Source organism: Pseudomonas sp. S3E17 (assembly GCF_024168685.1).
In the GTDB taxonomy this organism is placed as follows: Bacteria; Pseudomonadota; Gammaproteobacteria; order Pseudomonadales; family Pseudomonadaceae; genus Aquipseudomonas; species Aquipseudomonas marginalis.
Genome location: NZ_JALJWE010000001.1, coordinates 2,825,668 through 2,841,072 on the forward strand (window position 1 = coordinate 2,825,668; position 15,405 = coordinate 2,841,072).

Annotated in this window: 4 protein-coding genes; 1 reads left to right on the forward strand and 3 read right to left on the reverse strand. The window is 64.8% G+C overall.

All coding sequences use genetic code 11. From position 1 onward, the window contains the following. Nucleotides 1-3: 3 nt before the first annotated feature. Together J3D60_RS12445 and J3D60_RS12450 are read right to left on the reverse strand one after the other, a co-directional pair. On the reverse strand, nt 4-12,900 hold the full coding sequence (locus J3D60_RS12445) for a non-ribosomal peptide synthetase (RefSeq protein ID WP_253491620.1): 12,897 nt from the start codon (nt 12,898-12,900) through the stop codon (nt 4-6). Between the two features lie 51 nt (nt 12,901-12,951). Continuing rightward, the gene (locus J3D60_RS12450; RefSeq protein WP_253491621.1) at nt 12,952-13,704 is read right to left on the reverse strand and encodes a thioesterase II family protein; all 753 of its coding nucleotides are present in this window, start codon (nt 13,702-13,704) and stop codon (nt 12,952-12,954) included. A gap of 302 nt (nt 13,705-14,006) precedes the next feature. Between J3D60_RS12450 and J3D60_RS12455 the strand changes: the two genes are divergently transcribed. Beyond that, complete coding sequence (locus J3D60_RS12455; protein ID WP_027603895.1) at nt 14,007-14,558, forward strand: RNA polymerase factor sigma-70; 552 nt, start codon at nt 14,007-14,009, stop codon at nt 14,556-14,558. Nucleotides 14,559-14,560: 2 nt separating this feature from the next. On the opposite strand, the gene J3D60_RS12460 is transcribed toward J3D60_RS12455, so the two are convergent. Then, complete coding sequence (locus J3D60_RS12460; protein ID WP_065940534.1) at nt 14,561-15,349, reverse strand: ABC transporter substrate-binding protein; 789 nt, start codon at nt 15,347-15,349, stop codon at nt 14,561-14,563. Nucleotides 15,350-15,405: the final 56 nt, after the last annotated feature.

Below are 15,405 nucleotides of genomic sequence, written 5' to 3' on the forward strand. Positions count from 1 at the left end.
AGATCAGAGCCCCTCCAACTCCGCCATCAAATCACTCAACCGATCCACCTTCTCTGCACTGATCTCATTGGCCGCCAGCCCCTCGATGTACTCGGCCAACTCCGCCACCGTGCTGCATTCGAACATCGCCCGCAGCGGCACATCCCGCTGCAGGGTCTTCTGCACGCGCGAAGCAATCTGCGTGGCCAGCAACGAGTGGCCGCCCAGTTCGAAGAAGTTGTCCTGCACGCCGACCCTGTCGACTTTCAGCACCTCGGCCCAGATCGCGGCCAAGGTGTTTTCCAGTTCGTTGCGTGGTGCCAGGTAGTCCTGGCTGTGCAACTGGCCGATCTCCAGTTCCGGCAGGGCCTTGCGGTCGAGTTTGCCGTTGGCGTTGAGCGGCAGGCGCTCGAGCCATAGCCAGTGCAGCGGCACCATATACTCCGGCAGTTCGGCGCGCAGGCGTTGCTTGATGCGGTCCAGGCGTTCGCCCGGATTCAGCCTCTCATCGGAGGCCACCAGGTAACCCACCAGATGCTTGCCGTTGACGCCGTCCTGCACGCCCACTGCGGCGTCGCGCACTAGCGGCTGTTCGTGCAGGCGCGCTTCGATTTCACCCAGCTCGATGCGGTAGCCGCGAATCTTCACCTGATGGTCGATACGCCCGACGTACTCCAGCACACCATCGCTGCGCCGCCGTGCCAGGTCGCCGGTGCGGTACAGGCGCTCGCCCGGTGCGCCGAACGGGTTCGGCACAAACACCTGGGCGGTGCGCAGCGGATCGCTGACATACCCGCGGCCCACCCCGGTGCCGGCCACGCACAGCTCACCGACCGCCCCCTGGGGCACCAATTCCAGCGCACCATCCACCACGTACAAACGGTTATTGTCCGTCGGCGTACCAATCGGCAGGTAAGTGCCACGGGTGGACGCCAGGTCGACGCGGAAGAACGCCACATCGTCCGAACATTCCGCCGGGCCGTAGGCGTTGACCAGGCCGATGTCCGGGTAACGCAACAACCACTGGTGCGCCAGCTCCGGCGGCATCGCTTCACCGGTCGGCAGCATCCAGCGCAAACCGTCCAGGCTGATGCGATCCTGGGCAAGCATGCCCTGGATCAGCGACGGCACGCTTTCCAACACGGTGATGCCGTGTGCCTGCACATGGGCCAGCAAGCCCTGCGGATCGTGGGCGATGCTGTTCGGCACGATATCCACCCGTGCGCCGAACAGCGGCGCGGCGAGGAATTGCCACACGGAAATATCGAAGCTTTGCGAGGCGGTCTGGGCGATCACATCCGCTGGCGTCAGGTCCATATACGGCACCTTGCTCAATTGGTTATTGAGCATGCCGCGCTGTTCGACCATCACACCTTTGGGCAAGCCGGTGGAGCCCGAGGTGTAGATCACGTAGGCAAGGTTGTCCGGGCCGCTGTAGATGCCCGGATTTTCCCCACGGGCAGGCACGTCCTCCCAGACCAGCAACTGGCAGTCGACGCCGTCCAGCAGCTCGATGGCCTGCTCGCGGCACGCTTCGGTGCAGACCAGCAACGGTGTGCGACTCAGGTCGATGATGCGGCTCAGGCGCTGGCTCGGCAGGCCCGGGTCCAACGGCAGGTAACCGGCACCGGCCTTGAAGCTGCCGATGATCATGCCCAGCAGGTCGAGGTTACGCTCGGCCAGCAACGCCACCGGTTGGTCCAGGCCGACGCCCGCCGCAATCAGTGCATGACCCAGGCCGTTACCGCGCCGGTTCAGCTCGTCATAAGTCCATTGCCGGTCCAGGCAACGGGCGGCGATGCGCTGCGGATGCGCGCTCACCTGGGCTTCGAACAGCTCGATATAGCTGCGTTCCAGCGGGTAGGCGTGTTCGCTCTGGTTGCAGCCGTCCAACAGGAACGCGCGTTCCTGCTCGCCCATCAGCGGCAGGTCGGCCATATCACCGTGGAAGCCCTGCACCAGCGCCAGCAGCAAGCGCTTGAATTCACCGAGCATGCCTTGCACGGTGGTTTCGTCGAAGTAACGCTGGTCGTAGGACAGGTGCAGGCCGAGGTCATCCCCCGGGTAGCACACGGCGGTCAGCGGGAAGTTGGTGTGGGTGCGGCCGGAGTCCGAGGTGGCATTCAGGCTGTCGGCGCGGTCCAGCACCGAGACTTCCACCGGGGCGTTTTCGAACACGAACAGGCTGTCGAACAGCGGCTGGCCCTTGGGCAGTTCGCTGTGTTCCTGGATCGTCACCAGCGGCAGGTATTCGTACTCGCGCAGTTGCATATTGCTGTCGAGCAACGCGTTCAACCACTGGCGTACGCTGCAACGCTGATCGTCCTCGGGCAGCTTCACCCGCAGCGCGATGCTGTTGATAAACAGGCCGACGGTGCGTTGCATCTCGGGCATTTCCACCGGGCGCCCGGCCACGGTGACGCCGAACAGCACGTCACGCTCGCCACTCAAGCGTCGCAGCACCAGGGCCCAGGCCGCCTGGGCAAAGGTGTTGACGGTAAGTTGATGGGCCTGGGCCAGTTCGCGCAGTTGCGCACCGTCACGGGGGTCGAGGCGGGTGTAGCAGTCACCCACCACCATGCCGCCACTGTGGCCGGCATGTTCGCGCAGGAACGGCCGGTCGCTCGGGATCGGCGTGGTGCGCTCGAACCCTTGCAGGTTCTGCTGCCACCACTGGCGTGCTTCGGCCAGGTTCTGGCGTTGCAGCCAGGCGATGTAGTCGCGATAACGCGGCGGCGTGGCCAGCTGTGCCTCGCGGCCTTCGCCGAGGGCCATGTAGATATCGAAGAAGTCATTCATCAACAGCGAGCGGCACCAGGCATCGATCAGGATGTGGTGGTTGCTCATCATGAACCAGTAGCGCGCTTCACCGACCCGGATCAGGCGCAGGTGGAACGGCGCCTGGTTGAGCAGATCGAAACCGGCTTCGCGTTCGGCCTTGAGCAGCGCTTGCAGGCGCGGTTCCTGTTCGCTTTCCTGGTCGGCACTCCAATCCAGGTACTCGATCGGCGTGCTGCCGGGCTTGTGGATCACTTGCAGCATGTCTTCGCCGACGTTCCAGCAGAACGAGGCGCGCAAGGCTTCGTGGCGGGCGATCACCGCTTGCCAGGCCTGGGCGAAACGCTCGGGGTCCAGAGCGCTGTTGATGCGGTAGCGGTCCTGCATGTAGTAAAGGCCGGTGCCCGGCTCGAGCAGGGTGTGCAGCAGCAGGCCTTCTTGCATCGGGGTCAGCGGGTACACGTCTTCGATGGCGCTGGCCGGTACCGGCAAGCTGTCGAGTTGCGACTGACTCAAGTGCGCCAGGGGGAAGTCGGACGGCGTGAGGCCGCCGGCGTTGTCCTCCAGGCAATGGGCGACCAACGCTTGCAGTTCGGCCAGGTAGGCCTGCGCCAGGTCCTGGATGGCCTGTGGGTCGTGGCGTTCGCGGCTGAAGGTCCAGCGCAGCACCAGTTCGCCGCCGTACACCTGGCTGTCCACACTCAGTTCGTTGGGCAGCGGCGCATCCGGGTCATGGGCCAGGCCCGCCGATTCGTCCAATGGGTGGAACAGTGCATCGGCGCCGAAGCTTTGATCGAACTGGCCAAGGTAGTTAAAGGTGATCTGCGCACTCGGCAAGGCGGCCATGCTCTGCTTGCACAGGTCATCGGCGAGGTAACGCAGCACGCCATAGCCCAACCCTTTATGGGGCACCGCACGCAATTGTTCCTTGATCGCCTTGATCGAGTCGCCCTGCCCGGTTTGCGGGGTCAGGCGCAGTGGATAAGCGCTGGTGAACCAGCCGACGCTGCGGGTCAGGTCGATGTCGTCGAACAGGCTTTCGCGGCCATGGCCTTCGAGCTGGATCAGCGCCGACCCGTGCCCGCTCCAGCGGCACAGCACACGGGCCAGGGCGGTCAGCAGCAGGTCGTTGACCTGGGTGCGGTAGGCACTCGGCGCCCGTTGCAGCAACTGCCGCGTGTGTTCGGCATCCAGGCGCACGCTGACGGTGTCGGCATCACGGTTGCGCCGCGAACCGTGCGGGCGGGCCACGGGCAATGCCGCGTCAGGGCCGGCCAACCGGTCCTGCCACAGGCTCAACTCTTCACGCAGGGATTCGCTGCCGGCGTACGCCTGCAAGCGCGCGGCCCAATCGCGCAGGGCGCTGGTCTTGGCCGGCAGGCTGACGGACTGGCCGTCGCTGAGCTGGCGGTAAACGTTTTGCAGGTCTTCGAGCAACACGCGCCACGACACACCGTCCACCACCAGGTGATGGATCGCGATCAGCAAACGTTGCTGGCCATGGGGGCCATCCACCAGCAAGGCGCGCAACAGCGGGCCGCGCTCCAGGTCGAGGCTGCGCTGGGTGTCGGTGAACAGCGCGCTGCACTGTTGCATGTCGCGCACTTGCGCCTGCATCAGCACGCCGCCTTTGGGTACGGCCAAGTGTTCGGCATGCCATTGCGCATCGCGCCGGGTGAAGCTCAGGCGCAGGGCGTCGTGGTGTTCGAGTACCGCCAGCAACGCTTGCTCCAGGCGATGAGGCTCGAGCAGTTGCAGCGGCTTGAGCACCAGCGCCTGGTTCCAGTGCTGGCGCGCGGGAATATCGGTGTCGAAGAACCAGTGCTGGATCGGCGTAAGGCCCGAAGCGCCGGTAAGCACGCCTTGCTCGGCGCTGACCTGCTCGGAGCGCGTGGCCACCCCGGCCAGGGTTTGCACCGTCTGGTGCTGGAACAGGTCGCGGGGGCTGAAGTGAATCCCCGCCTGCCGCGCGCGGCTGACCACCTGGATCGACAGGATCGAATCGCCGCCCAGTTCAAAGAAGTTATCGTCGAGGCCGACCTGCTGCACGTTCAACACCGCGCACCAGATCGCTGCCAAAGTGCTTTCCAGCTCGTTGCGCGGCGCCACGTAGTGTTGGCGATTGGCCTCGGGATCGGGTTGCGGCAGGGCGCGGCGGTCGAGCTTGCCGTTGGCGGTCAGCGGCATGCTGTCCAGTACGATCAGGTGCGCGGGCACCATATAGTCCGGCAGTTGTGCCTTGAGATGGGCCTTGAGCGCATCACGCAAGGTGCCGTGGTCGACGTCGCTGACCAGGTAGGCCACCAGTTGCCTGCCACTCGGCGAATCCAGTGCCAGCACCACCGCTTCGCGCACGGCTGCGTGCTCCAGCAGGCGGGTTTCGATCTCGCCCAGTTCGATACGGAAACCGCGAATCTTCACCTGGTGATCGATACGCCCCAGGTACTCCACCAGGCCATCGGCGCGCTGGCGCACCAGGTCGCCGGTGCGATACAGGCGACCGCCCTGGCGGGCAAACGGGTCGGCCACGAACCGCTCGGCCGTCATCCCCGGACGTTCGTGGTAACCCTGGGCCAGACCGGCGCCGCCCACATACAACTCGCCGGTCGCGCCTTGTGGTACCAAGGCCAGGTCGGCGTCGAGAATATAGGCCACGCGGTCGCCGATGATGCTGCCGATCGGCACGCTGCCGGCGCCCTCTTCCAACTGCTGCGGCGCCAGGCTGGCCAGGGGCATGACCACGGTTTCGGTCGGGCCGTAGGCGTTGAAAAACACCTCGGGCTGGAACGCTGCGCGGATACGCTGCAAGTGTTCGCCGGTCAGCGCTTCGCCACCGGTGATGCACATGCGCACCGGCAAGGTCTGCTGCTGGGTCGCCAGCCACTGCGCCAACTGGCTGCCGTAGCTCGGGGTAAAACCGAGGATGTTGATGCGATGGGTACGAATCAGCCCGCAGATTTCCTCGGCATCCCACTGGCCCTGGGCGCGCAGGACCACCTGGGCACCGCTGAGCAGCGGCACCAGCAGACGCTCGGTGGCGGCGTCGAAGTTGATCGAATAGAAATGCAGCTCGCAATCGTCCGGGCGCATGCCGAAGCGCTCGATCACGGCCTGGCAATGCATGGCGATTTCACCGTGGGACACCACCACGCCCTTGGGTTTACCGGTGGAGCCGGAGGTGTAGATCAGGTAGGCCTGATGTTGCGGCAAACTGATAAACGGCAGCTCGCCGTCCGGGTAATTGGCCAGCACCGGCAAGTCATCTTCCAGGCACCAGCAGGCCACGCTCGCCGGCAATTCGCCGAGGGCGTCGAACATCGCCGCATCGCTGAGCAGCAGGCCGATGCCGCTGTCTTCGATCATGTAGTGCAGGCGGTCCAGCGGGTATTCCGGGTCCAGCGGCACATAGGCGCCACCGGCCTTGAGGATCGCCAGCAGGCCGATGACCATTTCCAGCGAGCGCGGCAGTGCCAGGCCGACCCGCACCTGCGGGCCGACGCCGCGCTCGCGCAGCATCCAGGCCAGGCGGTTGGCGCGGGCGTCGAGTTCGGCGTAGGTGAGGGTCACACCGGCAAAGGTCAGCGCCGGGGCATCGCCACGCTTAAGCGCCTGCTGGCTGAACAGTTGCTGGAGGCACTGGTCGAGGCGATGCTCGCCCGCCTCCACGCCCAGGCTGTCCTGCAACGCGCGTTGCTCGGTGGCGCTCAGCAACGGCAGTTCGCTGAGGCGTTGTTGCGGGTTGGCGATCAACGCTTCGAGCAGGTTGCGCCAATGCTCGGCCATGCGCGCGATGCGCGGTTCATCGAACAAATCGGTGCTGTAGGTCAGGCAGCAACCCAGGCGGTGGTCGAGGTCGGTGACTTCCAGGTTGAGGTCGAACTTGGTCGCGCGGGCATCGTTGGCCAGGTATTCGACGGTCATGCCGGCCAGTTGGCGGCTCTGCTGGAATTCCCAACGTTGCACGTTGCACATCACCTGGAACAGTGGGTTGTACGCCGCGCTGCGCGGCGGTTGCAGGGCTTCCACCAGGTGGTCGAACGGCAGGTCCTGATGGGATTGACCTTCGATCACCGTGTGACGGACCTGCTCGAACAGCTCGGTAACACTCATCTGCCCCGTGAGCTGGCAACGCAGCACCTGGGTGTTGAGGAACGCGCCGATCAGCCCCTCGCTTTCCGGGCGAATGCGGTTGGCCACCGGCGCGCCGATGCGCAGGTCGGTCTGGCCGCTGTAGCGGTAGAGCAACACGGCCAGGGTGGCGGTCATGGTCATGAACAGGGTCAGGCCACGTTCGGCGTTGAAGGCACGCACACGGGCGGCCAGATCGTCGCTGAGGTCGAAGCGGTACAGCTCGCCCCGGTGACTTTGCACCGGTGGCCGTGGGCGGTCGCCGGGCAATTCGAGCAGTGGGTGTTCGTTGCCCAGTTGTGCGGTCCAGTAGTCCAATTGGCGTTGGCGTTCGCCGGACTCCAGCCACTGGCGTTGCCACACGCTGTAGTCCAGGTACTGCACCGGCAACGGTGCCAGCGGCGACAGGCGCTCATCGATAAAGGCTTCGTACAGCGCGCTGAGTTCACGGGCAAAGATGTCCATGGCCCAGCCTTCGGTGACGATATGGTGCAGGGTCAGCACCAGGTAGTGCTCCCGCTCACCGGCCTTGACCAGGCACGCGCGCAGCAGCGGCCCGGTTTCCAGGTTGAACGGAGTGTGGGCCTCGTGGTCGGCCAGTCGCTGCAAACGCTGCTCGCGCTCGCCTTCGTTCAACGCCGACATATCCTGCCAGTCCATGCGCAGGCCGGTCTGCGCCGACACCTTTTGATAGGCCACGCCGTCGACGCTCGGGAATGTAGTGCGCAGGGTTTCGTGGCGCATGACCAAGGCCTGCAACGCCGCCTCGAAACGCCCCACATCCAGCACGCCACGCAGGCGTGCCATGCCACCGACGTTGTAGGCCGGGCTGTCCGGTTCCATCTGCCAGAGGAACCACATGCGCTGCTGGGAATACGACAACGGCACCGGCAGGCTGCGATCGACGGTGGCGATTGCGGTTTGCTGGTTGCGTTGGCCGCTGGCCTGGATCAGGCCGACTTGCTCGGCAAAAGCCCCCAGCTCGCTGGCCTCGAACAAGGTGCGCAACGGCAACTCGACGTCGCAGGCCTGGCGGGTGCGGGAGATGATTTGCGTGGCCAGCAGCGAGTGGCCGCCGAGGGCGAAAAAGTCATCGCGCAGGCCGATTGTTGCCAAGCCGAGTACTTCGCGCCAGATCGCTGCAATCTGCTGCTGCAACGGTGTTTCAGGTTCGATGTGTTCGCGGGTTTGCCACACCGGCGCCGGCAATGCGCGACGGTCGAGCTTGCCGCTGGGGCTCAGGGGCATCGCGTCCAGGCGCATCAGTTGCGCGGGCACCATGTACTCCGGCAGCTCGGCGGCCAGGGCGGCTTTGACGTCCTGTTCGTCGAGGGCGGCATGGGCGGTGTAGTAACCGATCAACTGCGCGTCACGCACCAGCACCACGGCCTGGGCGATACCGTCCAGGGCCAGCAGGCGCGCTTCGATTTCTTCCGGTTCCACCCGGAAGCCGCGCAGTTTGACCTGCTGATCGAGACGGCCGAGGTATTCGAGCACGCCATCCGCGCTCCAGCGTGCACGGTCACCGCTGCGATACAGGCGCGCGCCCGCCTCGCCCAACGGGTCAGCGACAAAGCGCTCGGCGGTCAAGCCGGCACGTCCAAGGTAACCCCGGGCCAGGCCGATGCCGCCGATGCACAGCTCACCCGGCACACCGGCCGGCAAGGGGTTGAGTTGCTCGTCCAGCACGCGGCAAATCACATTGCCCAGCGGCCGGCCAATCGGCGAGCGCTCGCCATCCTCGGCGCGGCACTGCCAGTGGGTGACGTTGATCGCGGTCTCGGTCGGGCCATAACGGTTGTGCAATTGCACCGCCGGCAACTGCGCCAATACGCGATTGCGCAACTCGGCGGGCAAGGCTTCGCCACCGGAGAACAGGCGACGCAGGCTGGTGCACTCGGGCACCAGCGGTTCGTCGATAAACAGCTGCAACAGCGGCGGCACAAAGTGCAGCGTAGTCACGCCGTACGCCTGCACCAACTGCGCGATGCGGTGCGGATCGCGGTGCTCGCCAGGACCGGCCAGCACCAGGCGGCAGCCGGTGATCAGCGGCCAGAAGCACTCCCACACCGACACGTCGAAACTGATCGGCGCCTTTTGCATCAGCACGTCGCTGTCATTGAGCTGATAGGTGGCCTGCATCCACTGCAAGCGCTCGGCCAGGGCCGCATGGGTATTACCCACGCCCTTGGGCTGGCCGGTGGAGCCGGAGGTGTAGATCACATAGGCGAGGTTGTCGCCATCGAGGTGCAGGCCGGGCGGCTGGGTCGGCCAGCTGTCGAGGTGCAGGCTGTCCATGGCAATCACGCACACGCCTTCGGCACTCGGCACGCGGTCCAGCAATGCGGTCTGGGTCAACAGCAGGTGCACGCCGCTGTCCTTGAGCATGTAGGCCAGGCGCTCGGCGGGGTAATCCGGGTCCAGCGGCACATAGGCGCCACCGGCCTTGATGATCGCCAGCAGGCCCACCAGCAACTGCGGCGAACGTTCGGCGGCAATGGCTACGCACACGTCCGGGCTGACGCCTTTGTCGCGCAGGTAATGGGCCAGGCGGTTGGCCTGGGTGTGCAGTTGGGCGAAGGTCAGGCTGCCGTCCTGCCAGACCAGTGCGGTGTTGTCCGAGGTGTGTTGATTGAGCAGTTCGGGCAGCCATTGTTGAGCCGGTGCACATGGCGCCTGGTTCCACGCTTGCTGTTCGTCCTGCGGCATCAGCTGGAGGTCACCGATGGCCTGTTGCGGTTGTTCGCACACGGCCTGCAGCAGGTGGATGAAGTGCGCGGCCAGGCGCTGGATGGTCGCGCTGTCGAACAGTTCGTCGGCGTAGTCGAAGGACAGGCTCAGGCGCCCGTTGCGGTCTTCTTCGCTGTGCAGTTGCAGGTCGAACTTGGCTTCGCGGCTGTGCCAGGGCAGCTCGTCGGCGAGCATGCCCGGCAGGCGGCGCAAGGCGCTGAGGTCGCGTTGCTGGTGGTTGAACATGACCTGGAACAGGCCCTGTTCGCGGGCTTGCGGGAAGGCTTCCAGCAGTTGCTCGAAGGGCAGGTCCTGATGGGCCTGGGCGCCCAGTGCAGTCTGGCGGGTGGCGGCCAGCAGCTCAGTGAAAGGCTGGCGCCCGTCCAACTCGGCACGCAGCACCAGGGTGTTGATAAAGAAGCCGATCAGGCCTTGGGTTTCCTGGCGCGGGCGGTTGGCGTTGGGCACGCCGATGCGGATATCGCGCTGGCCGCTGTAGCGGTAGAGCAAGGTCTGGAACGCCGCCAGCAACAGCATGAACGGCGTGGACTCGTGGGCCTGGGCGGTCTGGCGAATCGCCTCGCTGAGGCTGACACTCAGGCGCACACTATGGCGCGATGCGCTGTGGCGTTGCCGGGCCGCACGCGGGTGGTCGGTGGCCAGGCTCAGGGTCGGGTGCTCGTCGCCCAACCGCGCTTTCCAGTACGCCAGTTGGCGCTGGCCTTCACCGTCGGCCAGCCATTGGCGCTGCCAGCTGCCGTAGTCGGCGTACTGCAAGGCCAGTGGTGGCAACGTCAGGGCCTGGCCCTGGCTTGCGGCGGCGTACAGGCGCGAGAACTCGTCGATGAGGATATTCAACGACCAGCCATCGGCGATGATGTGATGCAGGGTCACCAGCAACTGGTGATCGTCCTCGTCCAGGCGCACCAGGGTCACCCACAGCAGCGGGCCTTTTTCCAGGTCGAACAGGGTGCGGGCTTCGTCCTCACGGATCTGTTGTGCGCGGGCTTCACGCTCGGCGACAGGCAAGTCGCTGAGATCGATGACCTGCAGGTCGAAATCACTGTTGGCCTCCACACGCTGGAAGCCCTGCCCATCGCGCTCATAGAAGCGAGTGCGCAAGGCTTCGTGGCGCTGGATCAGGTGCTGGAAGCTTGAGCGCAGCGCGTCTTCATCCAGCTCGCCACGCAGCCGCAGGGCGCCGGGGATGGTGTAGGCGCTGCTCTGCGGGTCCAGTTGCCAGGTGATCCACAGGCGGTTCTGGGCCAGGGATTGGGGCAGTTCGTCCTGCCGCGACAACGGGCAGATCGCACCTTGGGCAATGCCGCCGTCCTGTTGCAGTTGCGCCACGCCGGCGGCGAACCCGGACAACGTCGGCGCCTCGAACAGCAGGCGCAGGTTCAACTCCAGGCCGAGGGTTTCCCGCAGGCGCGCGACCACCTGGGTGGCGGTGATGGAGTTGCCGCCGAGCAGGAAGAAGTGATCGTCGGCCGCCACCGTGGCGACCTGCAACTGCTCGCACCAGATCGCGGCGATCCGGCTTTGCAGTTCGGATTCCAGTGCAACAGCGCTCGCCTGGGCGTGCAAATCGGGGAACTGTGCGTAGCAGTCGAGGCTGCCGTCAGCCTGCCGAAGCGCACACGCTGCACGCTGCACCTTGCCACTGGAGGTCTTGGGCAAGCCGCCGGGGTTGAGCAACACCACCACGCACGGCGCCTCTTGATAGGCCTCGGCCACGGCTTGGCGGATGGCTTTGATCAGCGCTTCAGGCGGCAGGATCTTCTGCACGCTGCGGCTGATTTCTGCGGCGATGCCGATGCCTTCCAGGCCGTTGTCATTCACCGCAAACGCCGCGACCCGGCCCTTGCGCACCACTTCCACTTCGCGCTCGATGGTCTGCTCGATGTCCTGGGGGTAGAGGTTATGGCCGCGTACGATCAGCAGGTCTTTCAGGCGACCGGTGATGTACACCTCGCCCTCGCGGATAAAGCCCAGGTCACCGGTGCGCAGCCAGGTACGGCCGGCATGCTGCACGAAGGTCTTGGCGCTGGCCTCCGGGTTGCGCCAGTAGCCGTGGGCGATGCTCGGGCCGCTGGCCCAGAGTTCGCCGACGCAGTTGTCGGCCAGCTCGCTCAGTGTGTGCGGGTCGGCGATCAGCACCGCGTGTTCCGGCTGGGAGGTGCCGCAACTCATGATCGCACTGCCCCGCCCCGGCTCGGCACGGTTGGCGGCCAGGGCCTGCTCGTCGACGCGCAGCGCCGGGATACCATGGCCACGCCGGCCGCCGGCGACGAACAGGGTGGCTTCGGCCAGGCCGTAGGAGGCGAAGAAGTTATCCGGGGTAAACCCGCAGGCGGCGAACTTCTCGGCGAAGCGCTCGAGGGTGTCGAGGCGGATGGGCTCGGAGCCGGAATAGGCCACGCGCCAGTTGCTCAAATCCAGGCGTTCCAGGGCCGACTCACTGACCCGCTCGCTGCACAGGCGGTAGGCGAAATCCGGTCCGCCGCTGATGGTGCCGCGGTATTCGCTGATCGCTTCGAGCCAGCGCAATGGCCGGCCGAGGAAATAGGCCGGCGACATCAACACGCACGGCACGCCGCTGAAAATCGGTTGCAGCAGGCCGCCGATCAGGCCCATGTCGTGGTACAGCGGCAGCCAGCTGACGATCACGTCGTCAGGGTTCAGGTCGATGCCAAAGCCGCGCCGGATCAGCACTTCGTTGGCCACCAGGTTGCCGTGGCTGACTTGCACACCCTTGGGCAACGCGGTGGAGCCGGAGGTGTATTGCAGGAAGGCGATGTCGTCGGGTTGCAGGTCGGGGGCGCTCCAGGCGCTGGCGATCTGTGCGTCGAGGGTGTCGACACTCAGCACCGGCGGCGCGTTTTCGATCTGCCCGAGGCCCTCGGCCAGGCTGGCGATGGTCAGCAGCAGACGTGGTTCGGCGTCACCGATAATCGACAGCAAGCGCTCCTGGTGATGACGGCGGGTGGACTCCGGCGGGTAGGCCGGCACCGCGATCACCCCAGCGTACAGGCAGCCGAAGAACGCCGCGACGTAGTCCGGGCCACTGGGGAACAGCAGCACCGCACGGTCGCCCTGTGCCGCATTGGCCTGGAGGGCGGCGGCGATGGTGCGGGCGCGTTGGTCCAGGTCACGGTAACTGAGTACCACGTTGTGCTCGGCCGACTCGGCGAGGAAGCGCAGGGCGACCTGGTCCGGGGCCTGGGCGGCGCGACGTTGAAGGGACTCGACCAGGGTGCGGGGAAGTTCGAAGGCGTCCATCATGGGGTTCCTGCCTGAAATCGGCTTACGGGAAATTCGGGAATGGGAGAGCGATCAGCCGGCGGCCATTTGCCGCGCCGCGCCATTGCGCCAGCGGGCCAGGTGTTCGTCGGCATAGCGCCGCACGCAGCGCAATACGGCGCTTTCGTGCTGGATAAGGAAGAAGTGGTGGCCGTCGAACATGTCCAGGGAAAAACCGCTGGCGGCATCGAGCTGCCAGTCGAGCAACTGGTCGGAGCGCACGCTGTCCTGCTTGCCGCCGAACACATGGATCGGCAGGTCCAGCGGCTTGCGCTCGCCGTAGGTGAAGCTGCCGCACAGCAGGAAGTCGGCACGCAGGATCGGCAGCATCAACTGCATCAACTCGGGATTGGCCAGGGCTTCTTCGGCAGTGCCTTGCAGTTCGCGCAGGCGGGCGATCAGTTGCGCGTCGGTCTTTTCGATGGCGTATTCGCTGACATCGCGGCGGGCCGGGCCGGCCGTGCCGGAGGCGAACAGCGCCAGCGGCGCAGGGACATTTCGTGCGTTTAACGCGTGGGCCAACTCAAAGGCCAGCAGGCCGCCGAGGCTATGGCCGAACAACGCATAAGGGCTGCTCAAGTCGCGACTGATTTCCTCCGCGAGCTGCGCCGCCAAGGCCTTGATATCGCGCTGCAGGGGCTCGTCCATGCGCATGCCCCGCCCAGGCAATTCCAGCGGGCACACCTGCAACCACTCCGGCAACGTGCGGCGCCAACGCGCGTAAACCATGGCGCTGGCGCCCGAATAGGGCAGGCAGAACAGGCGCAGTCGAGTCGGCGTAGTCATCCCGCGACGACTCCAAACTGAAACACGCTGTGTGCACGATAAAAACCCATGTCGTCCTCCTGCGGGTGCTGATCCTTGGCCGCTTGACTAACGGCCCTGTCACCCAGAAGAACGGACGGCACCGGCAAATAATTAGTCGCCGGGTACCTGCGAGACGTGGTTCACACCTAACAAGAAAGCATAAGATTAGTTCGCCTTCTCATTTGACAATCATTATCATTCAGCATAATTTGTTGCCCGATGTGTAGGAGGCCTCAGCAAGGACGCCCTCCCCTAACCTCTTTTGCGACAAGGTGATTTCCATGACGGAACAAGTATCCACAGGCAGGTGCGACTCACCGCTTCTCCAGGCATTTGTCGACAATCGACTGATTCTGGTGAAGATTGCGGCACGTATTACCGGGTGCCGCTCCCGTGCCGAAGATGTAGTGCAGGACGCCTACTTCCGCCTGCAATCGGCGCCGACGATCACGTCATCGTTCAAGGCCCAACTGAGTTATCTGTTCCAGATCGTGCGCAACCTGGCGATCGATCACTACCGCAAGCAGGCCCTGGAACTCAAATATTCCGGGACGGAAGAGGAAGGCTTGAATGTGGTCATTCACGGCGCTTCACCGGAAACCTCCCACATCAATTTCAACACCCTGGAAAACATCGCCGACGCCCTGACGGAGTTGCCCCAGCGCACCCGCTATGCGTTCGAGATGTACCGCCTGCACGGTGTGCCGCAAAAGGACATTGCCAAGGAACTGGGGGTTTCACCGACGTTGGTGAACTTCATGATTCGCGATGCGCTGGTGCACTGCCGCAAGGTGTCCGGCAACCATAGCGATACGTTTGCACGGCGCGTGTGACCTCAGGGTACCGCCATCACATCGATGCGGTACGGCTCGAAAATCTTCAGCATCTCGCCGCTGTCGCGCAAGCGCTTGAGCAACGCCGAAAACGCCTCGCCCGTGATCGGCGCCTTGGGCCGCAGCAACGCGTAGTGGTGATAGACCTGGTCGATGCGCTCCGAGACCAGGAACTGCCCGGCCATATCCGTATTGCGCACCATGAAGTCACTCAGGTACGAACGGGTTACCAAGGCGATGTCCGCACGCCCGCGCGCAACCATCAGCAGGTTGCTGTCATGGGAATAGGTCAAGGTGGCGTTGAAGTGCTCGGCCAAGTACTTGGGGTCGGGGTTGAAGTTGGCAAAGGCGTAGTGATAGCCGCTGAACACCGCCAGGCGTTTCCCGGCAAGGTCGGCGAAATAGTCCTGGCCTCGACCGGGCTCACGCTGGGCGACGAAGATTTCCGCATCTTCCAGACCCATGTCGATGCTGGTGTGGGCAACCTTCTGCCAGCCCCAATCGGGATTTTCGAAGATGGCCATGTCGATACGGCCTTGTTCGAAATCACGAAAACGCCGAGGGATGGAGGTGGGTACCAGCACAAACTGGTAGTCGGTTTGCGAGGCGTTCAAGGCCTCCACCAATTGAGGCAACAAACCGGTGTCGGCGCCTTGCTCCGGGCGCACGGTGTAGGGCGGAAAATGCGCCGCGCCGATGCGCACCAGTTGCGCAGCCGAAGCCGGCAACCACGCTGCGGTGCCGAGTGCCCATAAAGTAAGTCCTGCAGCCAACCGCCATGGCGAAAACATCAAGGCACACACCGTTTAATACATCGATGTCGATAAGCTAGGCGTTTTTGCCCAGC

Excerpts from the sequence above, each read along its gene's own strand:
- J3D60_RS12455 (WP_027603895.1), top strand. The coding sequence starts at position 14,007 with ATGACGGAACAAGTATCCACAGGCAGGTGCGACTCACCGCTTCTCCAG.
- J3D60_RS12445 (WP_253491620.1), bottom strand. The coding sequence starts at position 12,900 with ATGATGGACGCCTTCGAACTTCCCCGCACCCTGGTCGAGTCCCTTCAA.
- J3D60_RS12460 (WP_065940534.1), bottom strand. The coding sequence starts at position 15,349 with ATGTTTTCGCCATGGCGGTTGGCTGCAGGACTTACTTTATGGGCACTC.
- J3D60_RS12450 (WP_253491621.1), bottom strand. The coding sequence starts at position 13,704 with ATGACTACGCCGACTCGACTGCGCCTGTTCTGCCTGCCCTATTCGGGC.